22 protein-coding genes, 1 tRNA gene and 1 pseudogene are annotated in these 19,734 nt (G+C 64.1%); 13 read left to right on the top strand and 11 right to left on the bottom strand.

The window, feature by feature from the left end; genetic code table 11:
- Positions 1-40: 40 nt before the first annotated feature.
- Positions 41-1,108, bottom strand: a pseudogene (locus AC3ENJ_RS01840) (SDR family oxidoreductase); the annotation flags it as partial.
- Positions 1,109-1,314: 206 nt separating this feature from the next.
- On the opposite strand from AC3ENJ_RS01840, the gene AC3ENJ_RS01835 reads away from it, so the two are divergent.
- The 6 genes from AC3ENJ_RS01835 to AC3ENJ_RS01810 all read left to right on the top strand — a co-directional run bounded on the left by AC3ENJ_RS01835 (position 1,315) and on the right by AC3ENJ_RS01810 (position 5,920).
- Positions 1,315-1,521: a hypothetical protein gene (locus AC3ENJ_RS01835; protein WP_190780358.1), complete on the top strand. Its 207-nt coding sequence runs from the start codon at positions 1,315-1,317 to the stop codon at positions 1,519-1,521.
- A 520-nt stretch (positions 1,522-2,041) separates the two neighbouring features.
- Complete coding sequence (locus tag AC3ENJ_RS01830) at positions 2,042-2,437, top strand: hypothetical protein (protein WP_431812869.1); 396 nt, start codon at positions 2,042-2,044, stop codon at positions 2,435-2,437.
- 113 nt (positions 2,438-2,550) lie between these two features.
- Positions 2,551-3,087 (top strand): S24/S26 family peptidase, encoded by a 537-nt coding sequence (locus tag AC3ENJ_RS01825; RefSeq protein ID WP_498957807.1) that lies wholly within the window; start codon positions 2,551-2,553, stop codon positions 3,085-3,087.
- A gap of 22 nt (positions 3,088-3,109) precedes the next feature.
- On the top strand, positions 3,110-3,883 hold the full coding sequence (locus tag AC3ENJ_RS01820) for an ice-binding family protein (protein ID WP_431812867.1): 774 nt from the start codon (positions 3,110-3,112) through the stop codon (positions 3,881-3,883).
- A 173-nt stretch (positions 3,884-4,056) separates the two neighbouring features.
- Positions 4,057-5,370 carry a hypothetical protein gene (locus AC3ENJ_RS01815; protein WP_431812866.1) on the top strand — a complete coding sequence of 438 codons (1,314 nt, stop codon included), beginning with the start codon at positions 4,057-4,059 and terminating at the stop codon, positions 5,368-5,370.
- A gap of 244 nt (positions 5,371-5,614) precedes the next feature.
- Positions 5,615-5,920 (top strand): hypothetical protein, encoded by a 306-nt coding sequence (locus tag AC3ENJ_RS01810; RefSeq protein WP_431812865.1) that lies wholly within the window; start codon positions 5,615-5,617, stop codon positions 5,918-5,920.
- Positions 5,921-5,965: 45 nt separating this feature from the next.
- Here AC3ENJ_RS01810 and AC3ENJ_RS01805 read toward each other — a convergent pair.
- The 3 genes from AC3ENJ_RS01805 to AC3ENJ_RS01795 all read right to left on the bottom strand — a co-directional run bounded on the left by AC3ENJ_RS01805 (position 5,966) and on the right by AC3ENJ_RS01795 (position 7,755).
- Positions 5,966-6,051: transfer RNA gene (locus tag AC3ENJ_RS01805), tRNA-Leu, on the bottom strand.
- 170 nt (positions 6,052-6,221) lie between these two features.
- On the bottom strand, positions 6,222-6,977 hold the full coding sequence (locus AC3ENJ_RS01800; protein ID WP_431812864.1) for an SDR family oxidoreductase: 756 nt from the start codon (positions 6,975-6,977) through the stop codon (positions 6,222-6,224).
- Positions 6,978-7,023: 46 nt separating this feature from the next.
- Positions 7,024-7,755: a beta-ketoacyl-ACP reductase gene (locus tag AC3ENJ_RS01795; protein WP_190807249.1), complete on the bottom strand. Its 732-nt coding sequence runs from the start codon at positions 7,753-7,755 to the stop codon at positions 7,024-7,026.
- A 232-nt stretch (positions 7,756-7,987) separates the two neighbouring features.
- Between AC3ENJ_RS01795 and AC3ENJ_RS01790 the strand changes: the two genes are divergently transcribed.
- Genes AC3ENJ_RS01790 through AC3ENJ_RS01780 form a run of 3 tightly spaced genes read left to right on the top strand, consistent with a single transcriptional unit; the run spans position 7,988 to position 9,715 of the window.
- Complete coding sequence (locus AC3ENJ_RS01790; RefSeq protein ID WP_190780351.1) at positions 7,988-8,407, top strand: DUF3099 domain-containing protein; 420 nt, start codon at positions 7,988-7,990, stop codon at positions 8,405-8,407.
- A gap of 55 nt (positions 8,408-8,462) precedes the next feature.
- The gene (locus AC3ENJ_RS01785) at positions 8,463-8,744 is read left to right on the top strand and encodes a hypothetical protein (RefSeq protein ID WP_431812863.1); all 282 of its coding nucleotides are present in this window, start codon (positions 8,463-8,465) and stop codon (positions 8,742-8,744) included.
- Complete coding sequence (locus AC3ENJ_RS01780) at positions 8,744-9,715, top strand: SURF1 family cytochrome oxidase biogenesis protein (protein ID WP_431812862.1); 972 nt, start codon at positions 8,744-8,746, stop codon at positions 9,713-9,715. Before AC3ENJ_RS01785 ends, AC3ENJ_RS01780 begins: the two co-directional genes overlap by 1 nt.
- A 3-nt stretch (positions 9,716-9,718) precedes the next feature.
- Here AC3ENJ_RS01780 and abc-f read toward each other — a convergent pair whose 3' ends face one another.
- The gene (abc-f, locus tag AC3ENJ_RS01775; RefSeq protein WP_431813141.1) at positions 9,719-11,308 is read right to left on the bottom strand and encodes a ribosomal protection-like ABC-F family protein; all 1,590 of its coding nucleotides are present in this window, start codon (positions 11,306-11,308) and stop codon (positions 9,719-9,721) included.
- A gap of 121 nt (positions 11,309-11,429) precedes the next feature.
- Here abc-f and AC3ENJ_RS01770 point away from each other — a divergent pair, with 121 nt between their 5' ends.
- From AC3ENJ_RS01770 to ypfJ, 4 genes are read left to right on the top strand one after another with little or no spacing between them, the layout of a single operon-like run.
- On the top strand, positions 11,430-12,062 hold the full coding sequence (locus AC3ENJ_RS01770; RefSeq protein ID WP_431812861.1) for a biotin transporter BioY: 633 nt from the start codon (positions 11,430-11,432) through the stop codon (positions 12,060-12,062).
- Positions 12,063-12,065: 3 nt separating this feature from the next.
- Positions 12,066-12,839: an energy-coupling factor ABC transporter ATP-binding protein gene (locus AC3ENJ_RS01765; RefSeq protein WP_431812860.1), complete on the top strand. Its 774-nt coding sequence runs from the start codon at positions 12,066-12,068 to the stop codon at positions 12,837-12,839.
- Positions 12,836-13,456, top strand: coding sequence for an energy-coupling factor transporter transmembrane component T family protein (locus AC3ENJ_RS01760; protein ID WP_190780345.1), 621 nt, complete (start codon positions 12,836-12,838; stop codon positions 13,454-13,456). Before AC3ENJ_RS01765 ends, AC3ENJ_RS01760 begins: the two co-directional genes overlap by 4 nt.
- Before the next feature lie 48 nt (positions 13,457-13,504).
- Positions 13,505-14,434, top strand: a complete 930-nt coding sequence (gene ypfJ / locus AC3ENJ_RS01755) for a KPN_02809 family neutral zinc metallopeptidase (protein WP_431812859.1) — start codon at positions 13,505-13,507, stop codon at positions 14,432-14,434.
- Between the two features lie 151 nt (positions 14,435-14,585).
- On the opposite strand, the gene AC3ENJ_RS01750 is transcribed toward ypfJ, so the two are convergent.
- Genes AC3ENJ_RS01750 through AC3ENJ_RS01725 form a run of 6 tightly spaced genes read right to left on the bottom strand, consistent with a single transcriptional unit; the run spans position 14,586 to position 19,539 of the window.
- Entirely contained in the window at positions 14,586-14,756 is a 171-nt protein-coding gene (locus AC3ENJ_RS01750; protein WP_431812858.1) for a hypothetical protein, read from the bottom strand.
- Between the two features lie 33 nt (positions 14,757-14,789).
- Positions 14,790-15,152 carry a metal-sulfur cluster assembly factor gene (locus tag AC3ENJ_RS01745; protein ID WP_190780343.1) on the bottom strand — a complete coding sequence of 121 codons (363 nt, stop codon included), beginning with the start codon at positions 15,150-15,152 and terminating at the stop codon, positions 14,790-14,792.
- Between the two features lie 36 nt (positions 15,153-15,188).
- Positions 15,189-15,950, bottom strand: coding sequence for a Fe-S cluster assembly ATPase SufC (sufC, locus tag AC3ENJ_RS01740; RefSeq protein ID WP_190780342.1), 762 nt, complete (start codon positions 15,948-15,950; stop codon positions 15,189-15,191).
- Between the two features lie 46 nt (positions 15,951-15,996).
- Positions 15,997-17,301 (bottom strand): Fe-S cluster assembly protein SufD, encoded by a 1,305-nt coding sequence (gene sufD, locus AC3ENJ_RS01735; protein ID WP_431812857.1) that lies wholly within the window; start codon positions 17,299-17,301, stop codon positions 15,997-15,999.
- A 1-nt stretch (position 17,302) separates the two neighbouring features.
- Positions 17,303-18,778 carry a Fe-S cluster assembly protein SufB gene (gene sufB / locus AC3ENJ_RS01730; protein ID WP_431812856.1) on the bottom strand — a complete coding sequence of 492 codons (1,476 nt, stop codon included), beginning with the start codon at positions 18,776-18,778 and terminating at the stop codon, positions 17,303-17,305.
- Positions 18,775-19,539: a helix-turn-helix transcriptional regulator gene (locus AC3ENJ_RS01725; protein WP_431812855.1), complete on the bottom strand. Its 765-nt coding sequence runs from the start codon at positions 19,537-19,539 to the stop codon at positions 18,775-18,777. Before AC3ENJ_RS01725 ends, sufB begins: the two co-directional genes overlap by 4 nt.
- Positions 19,540-19,734: the final 195 nt, after the last annotated feature.

The following is a 19,734-nucleotide window of genomic DNA, read 5'->3' as shown; positions in this document are numbered from 1 at the left end:
CGGCACCCGGCGTGTCAAACCGAACCGGGGCCCCGCTCCCCTACGATGACGCGCGGCGAGGTCGCGGGGGCACAAGGCCGTCTCTTTCGTAGCGATCGAAAAGTTCGAGGAATGCCCGTTCGGTGCTGATGTAGGTGTCGAACCCCGCAAGGCGGCTCTTGGTCATGTCGGCAATGACCTCGACTTTCACGCCCAGGTCGCCGTCGGTGTGCCAGAAGGACGCGACATGATCTAGGCGGTTCTCCGCGAGTCCGTACTTGGCGGCGACGTAGGCCCAGAGCTGCTCCATTCCGGCCATCTGCTCGACCAGTGGACGTGTCTCGGACGTGGGAGCCTCCCATTCGACGCCGAGAGCGTCGGCGAGGCGGGGCCACAGCCACCGCCAGCGGAAGACCTCGCCGTTGATCACGTTCCACGCCTCGTTACCGATGCCAGGGGTTGTGGCTGCCCAGATCATTTGATCGGCAACGACTCGCGAGTCGGACATGTCGGTGAGGCAGTTCCACACCACCTCCGTGCCGGGGAAGATCAGCGGAGTGCCCGTCTCGCGGGCAATGGCCCCGTGCACGGCTAGGGTGAGGGCGAAGTTCATGGCGTTACCCACGGCGTGTCCGGTCATCGTGTGTGCTCGGTGCACGCTCCAGGTGAAGGCATCGCGCTCGGCGGCCGAGAACAACTCGTCCTCCTGCGCGTAGTAGAAGTTCGGAGTATTCAGGCGCTCGGAATCCTCCCGGAACGGGGTCTCGCTCATCTCCCCCGTTCCGTAGGCCTCGAAGGGGCCCATGTAGTGCTTCAGCCCCGTCATCCGCGCGGCGTGCTTCACCGATCCGGCCGGGGCGAGTGCGTCGAAAAGGTTGCGCACCATCGCACCGTTGACACGAATGTTCTCGGCCTCGGTCTCCTGCGGGGACCACGCGGTGAAGAAGACGTGCGTGGGTCGAAGGTCTTTCAGCGCCTGGGAGGCACTGTTCGCATCCTGCAGGTCCGCGAGCACGGGGCGCACACCCACCGGGAGTTCATGGGCCGAGCGCGACAACCCGTAGACGTCCCAATCACCTCGGATGGCGAGCTGGCGGGTGATCTGGGAACCGACGATGCCGTTAACACCGACAACGAGCGCGGTCGAGCGTTAGTTTTCCATGTGTCATCCTCCAGACGAATCAATGAAGCCCCGCCCATCGACGGCCGGGCGAGGCTGGTAATCAGTCTCAATGCTATTCACGACGGCAGCCAGTCACCCCCTGATCGTGCGACCGGGGTTCCTACCACTGTCGGGGATACGTTAGAAACAACGGGCCTGCGTACCCTGGTTGCATGAGCAACACACCCCAGTCAGGCGGCCTCGGCGAGTTCTTGAAGTCTCGTCGCAATGCTGTGACCTCGGCCGTGGCCGGTATTTCCAACTGGGGCAAACGCCGCCGGGTGCCCGGGCTACGCCACGACGAGGTCGTCCAGCGCGCTGGAGTCTCCGTGGGCTACAGCGAAGTGCGCTTGAATGATCGACGTCGCTTCGGAGGATAACGAGACCACGGCGGTCCGGGAACGTCTTCTCAGACAGCGGTCGAGGCGAGGTCAAGATGGCGAAAAGAGTTTGTTGATATGTCATTGACTTGGGTGCCCAAGGACAATGATGTTGCGATTGCAACCAACTCCGGCACGGCCTCATCAGGTGGACGTTTTCCCAAATCTCATCCCCTGGGCGTCCGTCACGCTGCGTTGCCACTGGGGCTGTCGCCCTACCCAGAGGTGCTGCGGACTGGCTATCGCTTAACCATCCCCCCGTTTTCAATGAATAGGTGTATTTCGTCATGCGCGCTCCCTCCCCCCCCCGTACCCGGAAGATCGCCGGCCTCAGTGCTGGCCCCATCGCCGTGGTCCTGGCCGGCCCGCTGGTCTGGCAAGGCTCGACGGCGGCCTTCACGGCCACCACCCGTAACTCCGGCAACTCCTGGGCCACCGGTCAGGTCGCTTTGACCGACGACGACCGCGGAGCGGCTGGCTTCACTGTGGAGAACCTGGTGCCGGGTTCCACCGACACCAAGTGCATCGTGGTGACCTCTTCTTCCAGGTGCCCGGGGAGGTGCGTTCCTACGCGCAGAACCTCTCCAGTTCCGCCAACGGTCTGGAGGACCACCTCATGTTGCAGATCGAGCGCGGCAGCGGGGGCACCTTCAACGACTGCACCGGATTCACCCCCGACCCCGGGACGCTGCCGGCCCAGTCCCTGTCCACCCTGGCCAAAGCCAACCGCGACTACGCCACCGGCGCATCGCCCTGGGACACCACCGGCACCCGGGGGGAGCAGAAAACCTACCGGGGCACCTGGACCTTCGACACCACCGGCATGACCCAACAGCAGGTCGACGCCCTCCAGGGCTCTCGCGTCAGTGTCGACCTGGTCTGGGAGCTGCAAAGTGACGAGGGCCCCGCAGCTTGAGTACCGCCTCTGCCGTGACAGCCCCCCTCGACCGGACCCCGCCAGCCCGCACCGACGGCGGCCAGCACGCACCGCACCCAGCCCTGTGGTCACCACAGGGCTGGGGAGGGTTCGTGGCCGGAATCATCGCGCAGGTCTATCTGGGATTGCTGCTGACCCTGGTGGCCATCGCCATTGTGCCCGCCGCACGCGGCTGGCATGCCACCGTGATCCAAACCGGGTCCATGCAACCGCACATCGACCCCGGGGACGTGGTCGTCTCCTCTGCGCTGTCCGACGACGCACCGGTGCCGGTCGGCGGGGTGGTCCAGTACCGCAGCCCCGCCACCGCTGAACCCGACCACGTGGCACGGCTGCGCATGCACCGGATCGTGACCGCCAACGACGACGGGACCTATGTCACCGCCGGCGACGCCAACGCAGAGGTCGACTCCACCCCCCCTGACCAGGGAGCAAATCACCGGCCAGACCCGGCTGCTGGTTCCCTTCATCGGGCTGCCCTCCCTATGGATCGGCCATGGCAACTTCCTGTCGCTGGCCCTGTGGGTGGCCGGAACTCTGCTGGCCCTGGTGGCATTGCTTCGCACCCTCCCGCCCCGGTCTTCGAACCCGACTCCGGAGACAGGACAGGTTCCGGCCGACACTGCTGATCAGGAGCTGGGGGCTCAGCTCGTGCCCGCCGGCCGCACTGAACCCGGCCGACGCTCGGCCCTGGCCCTGGCAGGGCTCGCCACCGTCGGCGCACTGGTGGCCTATCGGGTTCCGGCCAGCACCGCCGGCTTCACCGGCCGCACGACCACCGTGGGTAACACCTGGACCGTGGCCGCCCTGCCCACCTTGTCCCTGGGCCGGGCTGCGGGTTACACGCTGCTGGCGGCCACCGGTATCCGCAACTCTTCATTCCTCGGAACCGGTTCCTCCGTCAACGGCAGCGTGGCCACCAGCCCCGGCACCTCCATCGACGGTTTCTGGCCCTGGGACATCACCGGGGCCACCGACCGCAACACCACAAACGCCCGTAACGCCCGCAGCGACGCCCTCACCTTGTACACCGCTCTGGACGCCTACCCCGCCACCAAAGTGATTCCACCCACGCTGACCGGAACCCTGAGTCCCGGGGTCTACACCAGCACCACCGGGGCCTTCACTATCAGCGGCACCCTGACCCTCGACGGCGGCGGAGACCCCAGTGCCCGCTTCATCTTCCGCGCCACCTCCATCACTGCTGCCCCGCGCAGCACCGTGACCCTCACAAACGACGCCTTCCCCAACCGCGTGTATTGGAAAAGCACCACCACCATCACCCTGGGCGAATCCAGCACCGGCCGAGGAACCTACCTCGCCAGCGGAGACGCCACAGCCTCCCGGAACACCAGCCTCTACGGCCGACTCATCTCCCTCAACGGCGCCATTGCCATCAGCCGCTCCACTATCACCAACCCCTGATGCCAGCACCACCCTGCCGGAACTGAGCGCGCCGTCGGGCCCGTCGTTGACCGTGCAGCTGAATGACCTGCCGTCCCGCGGGGTGTCCTGTGGTTCATCACTGCGGGGTTATTGGTATTCGACTGCATATACTGGCGGTTCCCTCACTCCCCCAGATGAATAGGGCTTTCGTTATGGCGCAGCGTTTGAAACCTTGGCAGATTACTCGGTATTTGAAGTCTGGACCGTTAGGGGAGGGCCCTGTTCCCTCGACGCAGCAAATCGTTGAGCACGCTCGGGAGTTCCCGGATAAGTATGATTATGCGCTGATTGTCCTGTATTACCAGTTCGCGGAGACGATGTTTAAGCGGTCGCCGGCTGGTTACTGCAAACGATTTCGGCGGTTTGTTGAGCCGTGGATTGACCAGGTGGATCGAGATACATCCCGGTTCGTGCGTGGCGCCTTGGAAGCGTATGAGGCTGCCTGGGATGCTGGCATGGGGACCCTGTCGGTAGATGCTACCGCCGAGTCGGCCAAAGCGGTCTCTGATGCCCTGGCGGAGTTTAAGACTATTCCCGACAGTATCGAGGAACTGTCTGTGTTGACGTTGCGTGGTCAGGCGGAGAGCCTGTGGTCGCGGGACGTGGCGGGTGAGACCTTTGCTGCCGTGCGCGCTAACCCGCACAATGACCTCGTGCGTGTCTTCACATGGGACCAGGGTGCGCTGAGCTACTTCAACGATGTCCAACTGGCCGGCGGAGCCGCGACCGGGGACTCACTGGACCTCGATATCTCCTGGGCTCAGCCAGCCTATACAGGGAACAAGAACGCCTTTGTGATTTCCGTTGACCCGGTGTTCTTCCGAATCTACGGGCCCATGATCTTGTTCAATGCCCAGCAGATCCACGAAACCGACTTGGTCCTCCTATTGTGCGCAGACGAGGACGTTGCGCGCGAGCTTGTTGATACCGCCGAGGAATATCTCGCGGTGCTTTCCAAATTCAACAAGCAACCCAAGCCTTCCGCCGTCTCGTACTACGCCGTGGACACACCCACGTGGGTCACTGAAATGCATACCTACTACGCGTGCGCCAGGTTCCTGGCCCTGCCCAGCCTGCTCGAACATTACGAGAGTGTGTACTGCATTGACGCGGACCTGCTGATGCGCGATGACCCTGCGGGGTTCATAAAAAAGACTGCGAATCTCAGGCTGTCAGTTCCGCGCAATGAGGGGACCATAGGCATCGTCCCCTGGCGTCGCTACATGGCCGGTAACCTCGTTGCCAACAAGACGTTGCTCGATACTGACCTGCTGGAGAAGCTGAACTCGTACATTAACGTCGGTCTCAAGACGCCGTTCGCCTGGACCCTCGACCAGAACGCTCTGTCATATGTTGCCGAGCAAGAATCACACAGTGGCATCGAACCCCTCAACAGGTACCCCCGTCCGACCAAAGTATCCAAATTCATGGCCCGGTGGGAACGCAACTATAAGAAGCATGCGTGAGCTAACGCGGACGTTTGAATTCCAGCTCAGCTAGTCCGGTGTGGCCGTAGCGGCCACACCAGGCATCCGCGACAAGGTGAGCCGAGCGGGTTTGATGCCGTATCCCTCCGAGTTGGAGGGATGGTCTCACGCCGAAAAATTGACCGGGCGCTCAGGGGTGCAGCTATCAGGCTTGTGCTCGACCGCCGGGCCGATTACCCCTCGACCGCTAAACCAACCGCGGTCGAGGGGTAATGAGCAGGGCGTGGAGATCGCCGCGCGATGGACCTGGCACGCTGACCATGTCTCGGCCCGGGCTGTCACCGATGCGTTGGTGCTCGACGCAGTGGGTGGCGCTGAACCGCCCCTGACCACACTGGTAGAACCCAATACCGACCCCGCCGGCTTTCAACGCATCAACACCACCGGACGAACCCACGCCCGAACCCCCGTCGTGATCATCGTCAAAGACCGGCACATCACCATCGCCAACAAAACCACCGGCGAGATCATCACAGACTTCACCCTCAACACCACACGCAACTACCAAGGACAACAAAAAAGACCCTGAACCAAGGGTTCAGGGTCTTTCCAACGTCCTGAGACAAGACAATTGTGCGCGAGGGGGGACTTGAACCCCCACCCTCTAATACGAGGACTAGCACCTCAAGCTAGCGCGTCTGCCTATTCCGCCACCCGCGCAGGTGTCACAACCATGAATCGAAGCCTTGAAGAACCTCGTGTGGCCGTTGGCAACGAGAAGTAACTTACCACATTTGAGGGCCGGACTCGAAAACATCCGATCGGCCCAGAACGCAGTGTGCCGCCCGCCCGCTCTAACGGACCGGCGGCACAACTCCAGTGCAGGTAAATTACTTGCCCGCCTGGGCCAGGAAGTCTTCGGCGCCGCCCACGAGCTCCACGTGGCCGGTCTCCACGTCAGCGGAAACCATCTTGGCGATCTCCTGGGCGAACTCGTTGACCGAGTAGAGCTTGCCCGCGGATTCACGGCGTTCCTCGAGCGCACCGGGGCGGGCACGGTTGAGCAGAGTAGCGGTCACGGTGCCCTCGATCATGTCCGCGGAGACCACCACGAAACTCACACCCTGCTTGGACATCTCCGGCACGCGGGCGGTCAGGGTGTCTTCACCGGCGCGCTTGGACTTGGCCACGGCCTCGTACTCCGGCATGGTCTCCACGTCATTGATGAAGTGCGCCTGGTGGCTGGTCACGAACACCACGCGGCCGCCCTCGGGCAGCACCTTGAGTCCCTCGGTTAGGGCATCGTTCTGGGCATCACGGTTCAGACGCAGCGCGTAGTCCTCGCCCATGCCCGATTCCATGCCGCCGGAGGCGTTGAGGATCAAGATGTCCACCCCGCCGAACTCGTCCACACCGGCCTGCAACAGACCACGCAGGGACTCCACGTCCGTCATGTCGGCCTGGACCGCAATTGCTGCGCCGCCGGCCTCGGTGATTTCCTTGACCACTTTGTTGGCGCGGGGCGCCTTCTGGCGGTAATTGACGACGACGTTCGCGCCCTCCCCCGCCAAAATCTTGGCGGTGTCTGCGCCCACCCCTCGCGAGGAACCCGTAATCACTACGGTTTTACCTGCCACTGGACTCATGCGGTTCTCCTTTGTCGCGCTGCACTGTTCAAGATTGTTTTGAGAGTCAGTGTCCCATGACCAGGCCGCCGTCCACGGGGATGACGGCGCCGGAAATGTAGGCGGCGTCATCGGAGGCGATCCACCGAACGGTCTTGGCGATCTCCTCGGGCTCGCCGAAACGGCCGGCCGGGATCATGGCGAGGTATTCGGCCTTGAGCTCGTCGCTCAGGGCGTCCGTCATGGCGGTGTCGATGTACCCGGGCGCCACCACATTGGCGGTCACGCCGCGGGAACCCAACTCCCGGGTGATGGCGCGGGCCATGCCCACCATTCCCGCCTTGGACGATGCGTAGTTGACCTGGCCGGGCGAGCCGATGAAGCCGACCACGGAGGAGATCAAAACGATCCGGCCCTTCTTCAAGCGCATGAAGCCCTTGGTCGCACGCTGCACCACGCGGAATGCACCGGTGAGGTTGGTGTCGATGACGTCCTGGAAGTCGGCTTCCTTCATGCGCAGCAGCAGGGTGTCCTTGGTGACGCCGGCGTTGGCCACCAGCACCTCCACGGGGCCGAACTTCTCTTCGATCTGCTTGAACGCGGTGTCCACGGACGCGGAATCGGTGACGTCCGCCTGGACGGTGAACGCGCCGTCGGGCCCGTCGTCGCCCGAACGCGAGGTGACCACCACGTTGTCCCCGGCGGCCACGAACGCCTCGGCAATGGCGCGGCCAATGCCGCGGTTGCCTCCCGTAACCAGTACGGTGCGGGCGCCTTCGGCGGTGGGCTGATCAGCCATGGTGAACCTTTCATCGAGACGACGGCGCGGCAAGGGTCAACGCCGCATAACACGCTAATAGTGAACTAAGACGCAATCCTATTCGGACACCCACAGAACTGGGCCCCCCGGGTTGGGGAGTCAGCACAACGGTGAGACAATTAAAGGAAGTGCTCAGCGCGCTCCCCGGAACCCATGACACCATAATGCGTCTGCGATTTTCCGGCCATTGACTTCCAAGGATCTGTTCAGCATGCCACGCACGCACACGCCTTCGCGAGACGCCACCGGAGTTCACTCGATTACTTCGGCGGCTGGCCCGCACACGCAGGACATGTCTCATCGCATGAAGGTGTATGCCCTCCAACAGGGTCTGCGCATCGTGTGCATCGTGGGCGTGGTGTTCATCGACATCCTGTGGGTTCGCATTCTGCTGTGCATTGGTGCGGCGGTACTGCCCTGGATCGCGGTGATGATGGCCAATCGCGGCGCGGACCGGTCCGAGCGCACCAGCACGTACTACCGGCCGCCCCAGCGCATTGAACTGCCCACGGTCGCCGAGACCCAGGCCAAACCCGAGGATCCGGAGACGGTGATCGTGGACGGCGAGTTCCGCACGCATGAACCGCCCAAGGCGATCACGTATAACCGAATGGGCACATCGCGCAACTGAGCCCGGGCCGTCACCCGGGCACCGAACATCTGTCACACCGAGGAGTAGTTGAACCGTGGAATTTGATCTGCTGGGTTCCCTGAGTCCCCACGAGGCCTCCCCGAAACCGGACACGAACTCCACGGACCACCCCGAGGTTCCCCAGTGCTCACGTCGCGGGTGCGGTCGCAACGCCGCGTGGCAACTGCTGTGGAACAACCCCAAGGTGCACACCCCCGAGCGCCGCAAGGTGTGGCTCGCCTGTGACGAGCACCGTGATTATCTCGGTGAGTTCCTGAACCAGCGTGGCTTCCTCAAGGCCGTCGAACCCTTCAACGGTGCGGAGGACCAGGCCTGATGCGCAAGTATTCCTTCCTCTTCTCCGGCACCTGGATCGCGTGGTTCATGATGTGCGTGGTCGCCGCGATCGTGTGCGCGTTCCTGGCCCAGTGGCAAATGTCCCGCAACGATCATCTGGTGGCGGAGAACGCCAAGATCGAGAACAACTACGACGCCCCCGCGCTCAGCCCCGCCGAGGGCCTGCCCTTGTTCGCGGACTACGACGACACCCAGACCTGGCAGCCGGTGACCCTGGAGGGTCAGTACCTGCCCCAGGACACCACGCTCGTACGCAACCGCCCCCAGGACGGCCGCGTGGGCTACGAGGTGCTCGTTCCGTTCCGCACGGTCGACGGCCGCACCGTGGTCATCAACCGCGGCTGGATCCCGACCGGCGACGGCGCGGGCGGCCTTCCCGGGGTGGTTCCCCAGCCTCCGTCGGGCGAGGTCACCGCAACGGTACGGCTACGCCCGGGAGAGGTTGCCGTGGACCGTGGCGCGCCCGAGGGTCAGATCGCGTCGATCGACCTCGAGCAACTCAATGAGCGCCTGACATACCCCATAGCCACCGCTGGCTACGGTCTGCTCGCCTCGGAGGACCCGCCCGCGGCCGATCGTCCCGCGGCTGCCGCCAAGCCCGAGATCAACTACGGCCCGCACCTGTCGTATTCGCTGCAGTGGTTCGCGTTCGCGTTCCTGGTCTTCGTGGCGTTCGGCTATGCCGCCCGCCAGCACGTGCGCAACGAGGAATGGGACCGCGCCTACGCCGCCGAGGTCGAACGCAAACTCGCCCAGTACTACGATGCGGACGGCAACTACACCGGTGACGTGGACGAAGAATTGATCATTCGCGAACTCCAAATGGCGGACGACATGCCCGCTCACCTCAAGTCCCTGTACCGGCCCAAGACCTCCCGCCGATCCAATGCGGTGACCAATGAGGACGAAGAGGACGCCCTGTTGGACGCCCTCGAGTCGCAGCGCAGCTGAGCCTCAGGCCAGCGAGATCAGGTCCTGGTACTCCTGGCTCCACAGGTCCTCAACGCCGTCCGGCAGCATGACCACGCGCTCGGGTTCGAGTGCTTCCACCGCGCCCTCGTCGTGAGACACCAGAACCACGGCGCCTTCGTAGTTGTGCAGGGCGTTGAGGATCTCGCGGCGTGAGGCCGGGTCCAAGTTGTTGGTGGGCTCATCGAGCAGCAGCACATTCGCCGACGACGCCACCAGCGTTGCCAACGCCAGTCGCGTCTTCTCACCGCCGGAGAGCACCCCGGCGGGCTTGTCGACGTCGTCGCCCTGGAACAGGAACGATCCCAGAATGGTGCGCACCTGCGTGTCCTGAAGCTCCGGTGCGGCGGACTTCATGTTTTCCAGCACCGTGCGGTTAGTGTCCAGGGTGTCGTGCTCCTGGGCGAAGTAACCCAGCTTGAGCCCGTGGCCGGCAATGACCTCGCCGGTGTCCGGTTCGGACTGCCCGGCCAGCATGCGCAGCAGCGTGGTCTTGCCGGCGCCGTTGAGGCCGAGCACCACCACGCGGGAACCGCGGTCGATCGCGAGATCCACGTCCGTGAAGATTTCCAGGGAGCCGTAGGACTTGGACAATCCCTCCGCGGTGAGCGGGGTCTTGCCGCAATCGGCGGGCTTGGGGAAGCGGATCGCGGCAACCTTGTCCTGCTGGCGTTCGCCCTCGAGTCCGGCCATGAGGCGTTCGGCGCGGCGAATCATTTGCTGAGCGGCCACGGCCTTGGTGGCCTTGGCGCGCATCTTGTTGGCCTGGTCCATGAGGGCCCCGGCCTTCTTCTCCGCGTTCTGACGCTCGCGCTTGCGGCGGGCCTCGTCCTGTTCGCGCTGCAGCAGGTAGTTCTTCCACGACATGTTGTACACGTCGATCACGCAGCGGTTGGCGTCCAGGTAAAGCACCTTGTTGACCACCATGTTCATGAGTTCCACGTCGTGGGAGATCATGAGCACCCCGCCCTGGTAGTTCTTCAAGAACTCCCGCAGCCACACGATGGAATCGTGGTCCAGGTGGTTGGTGGGCTCGTCCAGGAGCATGATGTCCGCGTCCGAGAAGAGGATCCGGGCCAGCTCCACACGGCGGCGCTGACCACCGGAGAGCGTGTGCAGCGGCTGTTCGAGCACGCGCCCGGGCAGGTCCAGGTTGCTCGTAATGGTGGCGGCCTCGGACTCGGCGGCGTAACCTCCGCCGGCGAGGAACTCGGTCTCGAGGCGGTCGTACCGTCGCATGGCCTTGGACCGCACGGCGTCGTCCTCGGAAGCCATGTCCTGCTCGGCCTGACGAAGCTTGGCCGTCACCCCGGCAAGATCGCGGGCGGAGAGAATCCGGTCGCGCGCGAGCTGGTTCATGTCCTCGACCTTGGGGTCCTGGGGCAGGTAGCCGATGGTGCCCGAACGGGTCACCTCACCGGCGGCCGGCAGGGCCTGGCCCGCGAGGACCTTGGTCATGGTGGTCTTGCCCGCCCCGTTGCGGCCCACCAGGCCCACCTTGTCCCCGCGATCCACCCGGAAATTCACTTCGTCCATGAGCAGGCGAGCTCCGGCGCGCAATTCGAGGTTCGTCACGGTGATCAAGAGGCAGAGGCCTTTCCGAAGAGATGAGGGGGCAAACGAGATGCCCCGAACCTGCGGGGCACCGACCCAGTCTAGCCGCGGTGCAGCGCTGGCTGAACTAGACTTCGTGAACATGAGTGAAACCTCACGTTCCCACCTCACAATCAACTCCTTCGACCTGGCCAACATCGCGGTTTTTGCCGCGCTGACCTGTGTTCTGGCGTTGGCCCCGGCCATTCCCGTGGGAGCGCTCGGGGTGCCCCTCACCCTGCAGACGCTCGCCGTGTTCCTGACCGGCATGATCCTGGGTGGCTGGCGCGCGTTCCTGGCCATTGCCTTGTACGTGGTGGTCGGGCTGTTGGGCGTGCCGATCTTCGCCGGTTTCGTGGGCGGGCCGGGCGTGCTGGCCGGTCCCTCGGTCGGGTACCTGCTCGCGTTCCCGTTCACCGCCGCCCTGGTGGGGTTCCTGGCCCACCGGTCCGTGCGCGAGGAACACGTACGACGCCGCGCCGGCTCCACCTCCGCCACGACCGACAAGCGCCGCGGGCTGGGTCTCAAACTCTTCCTGGCCGGTGTGGCCGGTTTGGTGCTGTCCCACGTGCTGGGCATCATCGGCATGATGCTGGTGGGCGGTCTGAGCCTCAACGCCGCGGTGATCGCTGACCTGGTGTTCATCCCCGGTGACCTGATCAAAGCCGGTGCCGCCGCGCTGATCGCCGTGGCCGTGCACCGTGCTTTCCCGCGCATGGCCGGAGCCGTTCTCTAGTACATGGCTCATACGTCCGGATCTTCTTCCTACGACCCCCTGGTGCCCGAGTCCTCTTCTGGGTCGCTGTCCTGCGCCGACGTGAGCCTCACCGTGGACTCCCCCGCGGGCCCGTTCACCGTGTTGGATCATGTCAGCTGTGAGTTCGACCAACCCCGAACCGCGGTGATCGGTCTCAATGGCTCCGGCAAATCCACGTTGCTGCGCTTGTTCAATGCCCTGGTGGTGCCGCAGTCGGGGGTGGTGCGGGTCAACAGCATTGATCCGGTGGCCTTCCCCCGCGAAGCCCGCGCGGCCGTGGGATTCGTGTTCACCGATCCCGCATCCCAGATCTTGATGCCCACCCCGATCGAGGACATTGAACTGTCCCTGCGCCGTCACGTGCACGACCGGCACGAACGCACCGAGAGAGCGCGCGACTGGTTGGTCCGGATGGGGTTGGAGCACCGAGCCCACCACAGCGTGTTCGATCTCTCTGGGGGCGAACGGCAGCTCGTGGCCCTGGCGGCCGTGCTCGCCGCCCAACCGCAGGTGTTGATCCTGGACGAACCCACCACGCTGTTGGATCTGCGCAACCAGCTCAAGCTCATCGACATACTCGACGATTTGGGGCAACAGCAACTCATCAGCACCCACGACCTGGACCTCGCCGCGACCGCTCACCACGTGGCCGTGGTGCACGAAAGTCGCATCATCGCTCAGGGCCCGCCGGCCGAGCTGATTCCCCAGTACAAGAGCTGGTGCGCCCACGGCTTCCCGCAGTGGGAGTCCCTGTGAGGCGGAAGGTGCGCCGCGACGATCTCCTGGGAACCTACGTCCCCGGGCGCTCACTGCTGCACCGCTGTCCCCTGGCATTGAAGGCCACACTGCTTCTGGGGTTGTGTATCACCGTGATGGTAATCCGGGACTGGCAATTCTCACTGGCCGTCCTGTCGCTCACGGCGCTCAGCTCCGCGGTATGTGGGCTGGGTCTGCGGCGCTGGGCGGCGTCGTTGCGGCCGCTGTTGTTCCTGGTGATCCTGCTGGGCGGCTATCACCTGATCTTCAACGGGCCGGCTCGGGCTGCGTCGATCGTGCTGTCCCTGCTGGCGGTCGTCAGTCTCTCGCGGCTGCTCATCAGCACCACGCCACTGCCCCGGCTCATCGACGGTCTGGTGTGGCTGTGCACTCCGCTGTCATGGTGCGGGGTCAACACCGAACGCATCGGGCTGGCCGTCTCGCTCATGATCCGATCCGTGCCGTGGCTCTTCGGGTGCCTGGGCGAACTGCGCGACGCCGCCACCGCCCGCACCATTCGGGCCAACCCCGTGCGCCTGGTCACCCCGGCAACCATCGCCACGGTGAATTACGCCCACCACACCGGCGAGGCGCTCGCCGCCCGCGGGTTGGATTAATCCGCGCCGCACGGCCTCAAACGCACGGGTGCGCCTTATGCTTCGCTCATGAGCTTCAATGACAATGCGCGGCTGGACACGTCGCAGGTAGGGTCCGGCGGCGGGCGCGGTGGTCGTGGTGTGGCGGTCGGCGGTGGCCTGGGCGGCATCATCCTTCTGGTCGTGGCCGGTTTGCTGTTCGGCCAGGACGGCATCGACATGGTGACCGGCGGAGGCCAGCAGCAACAGCGGCAGGGCTCAATCACCAGCGTGGCGGAACAGGACCGGGAGCTGGCCGAGCGCTGCCAGACGGGCGCCGATGCCGACCGCTACGACGACTGCCGCCAGATCGCGACCGTCAACTCCCTCAATGAATTCTGGGGCTCCTACTACCCGCAGGCCACCGGTGAACGTTACGAGCAACCCGGCGTGATGCTCTACAACGGTGTGGAGCAGTCCGGCTGCGGTCAGGCATCGGCGGCCGTGGGGCCGTTCTACTGCCCGGTCGACACGTCCGTGTACCTGGACGTGGGATTCTTCGACCAAATGCGCGAGAGCTTCGGGGCCAGCGCCAATGCCCTGGCACAGGAGTACGTGATGGCACACGAGGTCGGCCACCACATCCAGAACCTGCAGGGCAACCTAGGGATTGCCCAGCAGGACCCGCAGGGTGCCGATTCAGGCGCCGTGCGTGTGGAACTGCAGGCTGACTGCTACGCCGGGATGTGGGCTCACCACGCATCTCAGCCCGGCGGCAGCGTGAGCTTGGAACCGATCACCAACGATCAGCTGGCCGATGCGTTGAACGCTGCCCAGGCGATTGGTGATGACCGGATCCAGGAAACCACCCAGGGCCGCGCTAACCCGGAGTCCTTCACCCACGGTTCCTCCGCTCAGCGTCAGGCCTGGTTCCTCTCCGGCTACCAGACCGGTGACATCAACCAGTGCGACACCTTCAGCTCCCGCAACCTGGACCGGCCGGCGGGGCTGCGGGGTTAGGTCCTTCCGGGCAGGCGATCATGGGCCGCGCCATCTCATGTGAGGAAAATGCAGTGTCGCAATCTCAGGGGAGGTACATGCCGGATTGGTGCTGATTTTGCGCAAATTTCTCACCTCACCCTTGGCGGCCGCATTTTCCTCCCCTGAAACTTCACTGCCACCGATGCAGCCGTGGTGCCCGCATGTCATCGAGGCCGAGGTCCGCATAAGAACCGGCACCCATGAGCAGCATGGTGGTGCGAATCCGCGCCGCCAGCAACTCGAACGCCGTCGTCGGCAGAGGAAGTCGACCGTGCGGGCACGCGAAAGGGCGCGAGGTCACAGACCCCGCGCCCTTTCGCCGGCGAGAACCGGACTAAATGTTGAAGCCCAGGGCGCGCATCTGATCGCGCCCGTCCTCGGTGATCCGCTCCGGACCCCACGGGGGCATCCAGACCCAGTTCACGTGCCACTCGTCAACGATGGTTCCCAAGTTCTGCGTGACCTGTTCCTCGATCACGTCCTGCAGCGGGCACGCCGCCGTGGTCAGGGTCATGTCCAGGCGCAACGAGTTGTCTTCCTGGTAGACCAGTCCGTACAGCAGGCCCAGGTCCACAATGTTGACACCCAGTTCGGGGTCGATCACGTTCTCCAACGCGGTTTTGACCTCGGCCAGGGACGGCTGCCCATTGGGGCCCGGGGCCTCGGCGGACAGTGTTTCTTCGGTGGTTTCGCTCATCTGGAACCCTCCTCAAGCGACGTGGATAAAGACAGGTTACTTGGACACGCTCATGTAGCGGTCGTAACCCTCTTCTTCAAGGCGATCGGCCAACTCCGGCCCACCCTCATCCACAATGCGACCGTCCGCGAAAACGTGCACGAACTGCGGCTTGATGTAGCGCAGGATGCGGGTGTAGTGGGTGATCAGCATGATGCCGGTGTTCTGCTCGGTGAGCGCACGGTTGACGCCGTCCGAGACGACCTTGAGCGCATCCACGTCAAGACCCGAGTCGGTCTCGTCCAGCAGAGCGATCTTGGGGCGCAGCAGTTCCAGCTGGAGGATCTCATGGCGCTTCTTCTCTCCGCCGGAGAAGCCCTCGTTGACGTTGCGCTGGATCATGGCCGGGTCGATCTTCAGCTTCTCCATGGAAGCCTTCATGTCCTTGGTCCAGGTGCGCAGCGAGGGTGCCTCGCCGTCGATCGCGGTCTTGGCCGAACGCAGGAAGTTCGAGGTGGTCACGCCGGGGATCTCGACCGGATACTGCATGGCCAGGAACAGGCCGGCGCGGGCACGCTCGTCCACGGACATCTCCAGGACGTTCTGACCGTCCAGGGTCACGGACCCGGAATCGACCTGGAACTTGGGGTGACCGGCGATGGTCGAGGCCAGGGTGGACTTACCGGAACCGTTGGGGCCCATGATTGCGTGCACTTCACCGGAATTGATGGTGAGGTTCACGCCCTTGAGGATCGGCTTGGTGGTCTCGTCGTCCAGGATGACGGACGCGTGGAGGTCCTTGATCTCCAGTACAGACATGTGGTGATTCTCCTTGGGTAAAAGTGTGTAGGGGCGGGGCTACGAGTCAGTTCTCGTGTCGCGCGAGCTCTTCTTCAACGCTGTGACGCAGCTGTTCCTCGATGGACTCCACGCCGATCTGCTGGATGATCTCGAACAGGAAGCCACGAACCACCAAACGGCGGGCGTCCTCCTCCGGGATACCGCGGGACATCAGGTAGTAGAGGTGCTCATCGTCCAGCTGACCCGTGGTGGACGCGTGACCGGCACCGGTAATCAGACCGGTCTCGATCTCCAGGTTGGGAACGGAGTCCATGCGGGGTCCGTCGTTGAGGATCAGGTTGCGGTTGAGCTCGTAGGTGTCGGTGCCCTCGGCCTCGGCGCGGATCAGGACGTCGCCCACCCACACGCCGTGCGCGTTCTCGCCCTGCAGTGCGGACTTGTAGGTCACACGGGAGCGGCAGCGCGGCTGGGAGTGGTCCACGAACAACCGCGATTCCAGGTGCTGGCCCTCGTCCACGAAGGTCAGGCCATACATCTCCACGTTGCCGCCCTGGGCGGCAAAGCGGGTCGACGGTGTGACGCGCACCAGATCCCCACCCAGGGAGATCAGCACGTGCTTCAGGGAGCCATCACGCTGGATCTTCGCCTGCTGCGAGGAGGCGTGCACCGAGGTGTCGTCCCATTCCTGGATTGAGACCACGGTCAGTTTGGAGCCCTCGCCCACCTGGAACTCGATGTTCTGGGACAGCACGGCCTGACCGCGGTGGCGCAGCACCACCAGAGCGGCCGAGTTGGCACCGGTCTCGATCACGATGTGCTGGGCGGCCGGGTCCATGGACGAGCCGTTGATGTCGACCAGCAGGGGCTGATCGGCCTCCACGTCGGCCGGAACGGAAATGACGGTGGCCTCGGTGAAAGCGTTCCACGCGTTGGCGGAGACGCGGTCCTCGGGGATGCCCGCCCGACCGATGCGGGCGTCGTCGCGTCCCACGGTGGTCACGGTGACCTGGCCCTCACCCGAGACGACCTCCACGGCGGGTGCGGCACCGGTCAGTTCGGCCTCGTCCAAGCCCTTGAGGCGCTTGATCGGGGTGAACCGCCAGTCCTCGAGCTTGGTGCTCAGCTTGGGGAACTCTTCCACCTTGTAGGAGGTGAAACGGCCCGCGCGCGAGGAATCGGGAACACCGGAGATGTCACCGTGCTGGGTGTGCTTGATCTCCGGCTCCCCGGCCTGGTTACGGCCCTCCTGGAGGACCTCGCCTTCCTGGCTCATGCCCGGAATGGCCACGCGATCCTCACCCGTGGGGACACCCTCCACCCTGTCGGCGGTTTCTTTGCCGTGTCGTACGGTCTGGTCGGTTGCGGACATATCAGCCAACGGATCCTTCCATCTGCAATTCGATCAAGCGGTTGAGTTCAAGGGCGTACTCCATGGGCAGTTCGCGGGCGATCGGCTCCACGAAACCGCGCACGATCATGGCCATGGCCTCTTCTTCGGCCATACCGCGCTGCATCAGGTAGAACAGCTGCTCCTCCGAGACGCGGGACACCGTGGCCTCGTGGCCCATGGTGACGTCGTCCTCGCGAATGTCCACGTACGGGTAGGTGTCCGAACGGGAAATTGTGTCCACCAGCAGGGCGTCACACACCACATTGGACTTGGAATGCTTGGCACCCTCGCGCACCTGGACCAAACCGCGGTAGGCGGAACGGCCACCGTTACGGGCCACCGACTTGGAAACGATGGAAGATGAGGTGTTCGGAGCAATGTGCACCATCTTGGAACCGGTGTCCTGGTGCTGGCCCTCGCCAGCGAACGCAATGGACAGGGTCTCACCGCGAGCGTGCTCACCGGTCATGTACACGGCCGGGTACTTCTGGGTGACCTTGGAACCAATGTTGCCGTCAACCCATTCCATGGTGGCGCCCTCGTGGGCAATGGCGCGCTTGGTCACCAGGTTGTACACGTTGTTGGACCAGTTCTGGATGGTCGTGTACCGAACGCGGGCGTTCTTCTTGCAAATGATCTCCACCACGGCGGAGTGCAGCGAGTCGGTCTTGTAGATCGGCGCGGTGCAACCCTCGATGTAGTGAACGTAGGAGTCCTCATCCGCAATGATCAAGGTGCGCTCGAACTGGCCCATGTTCTCCGTGTTGATGCGGAAGTAGGCCTGCAGAGGGATGTCCACGTGAACACCCTTGGGCACGTACACGAAGGAACCACCGGACCACACGGCCGTGTTCAGCGCGGCGAACTTGTTGTCACCCACCGGGATCACGGTGCCGAAGTACTCCTCGAAGAACTCCGGGTGCTCCTTCAGGGCGGTGTCCGTGTCCATGAAGATGACGCCCTGACGCTCCAGGTCCTCACGGATCTGGTGGTAGACGACCTCGGACTCGTACTGGGCCGCCACACCGGCCACCAAGCGGTTGCGCTCGGCCTCCGGGATGCCCAACTTCTCGTAGGTGTTGCGGATGTCCTCGGGCAGCTCCTCCCACGAACCGGCCTGCTGCTCGGTGGAACGCACGAAGTACTTGATGTTGTCGAAATCGATCCCGGACAGGTCCGCGCCCCACGTGGGCATGGGCTTGCGGTCGAAGAACTTCAAGCCCTTCAGCCGCAGGTTGAGCATCCATTCGGGTTCGCTCTTCTTGTCCGAGATGTCACGGACCACATCGGCGTCCACGCCGCGACGCGCCGAGGCGCCGGCGTCGTTCTTGTCCGCCCAGCCGTACTGGTACTGGCCGATCCCCTCGAGTTCCGGGTTCATTTCCAGGATCTCGGAGATCACGGTGTCTTCTGGCTTGTTACCCGCGGTGTCTGCGGGAACGGTGCGCTCAGTCATGACAACCCTCCTTTGTCGTGCGGTTGTTGATTAGTTTGGGTGGTCGGTGCCGTTGAGCGGCGCTGCAACGGTACGTGTGTGGTGCAAACGTGGGCGCCGGCGGCCATGGTCGACAGCCTGCGCACGTCCACGCCCAACAGCTGGGCGATCATGGATGTTTCCAGTTCGCAGAAATCGGGGTATTCCGTGGCTATCTCGCGCACGGGGCAGTGGCCCTGGCACAGCTGGGCGGAACGCATGCTCACGCCCTTGGGGCCTCGGGGGGTCACTACGGTGTGGGAGGCGGCAAAACCGTCGCGGCTCATCTCGGCGGTCAAGGCATTGAGGCGATCTTCGACGTCGGGCCCGGCCGCGTTGATCACGGGACGGTACCTTTCCGACATCTCCTGGATGCGTTCGGCCACGAAGTCGTGAACGAGCTCTTCTCCGCCGGCGGCTTCAAGGGTGTGCATCGCCTTGCGGGCCAGGGTGAGGTAGTCGTTACCGAGCAGGTCGTGACCTTCCGCGGCCACCACGTAGCGCCGCGCGGGGCGACCCGCACCCCCCTGGGTGCTGCGGACCGGCGAGACTTCAATGATTTGTTCGGCCTCGAGGGCGTCCAGGTGCCGGCGCACGGCAGCCGGGGTGAGACCCAGGTCCTTGGCGATCTGCGCCGCGGAGACCGGGCCGTGAGCAAGCACCAGAGACAGCACCCGCGAACGAGTGGTCTCGTCGTGGTCTGCGCGCACCGAAGTGGCGTGTTCCATAGCTTGGGAACTCATGCTGTGTGGGACATCCTCTGGATTGCCTGCGTTGCGGGCCGGATTTCGCTGATCGGCCTCTGGTCACGATCCACTTCGCGGTGGACCTGCAATACACAACAAGGGTATGCGCTAATCCATTCCCATTCCACTAAGGGTGACCTTCTGTCGGTGGGATCCGCCTCACACGAGAGGTCCAGGTGTCTCCGCGTAGAC

The organism is Kocuria sp. cx-455, from assembly GCF_057707085.1.
The sequence above is the reverse complement of the archived record's forward strand: the minus strand, read 5'-3'. Positions and strand labels throughout refer to the sequence as shown.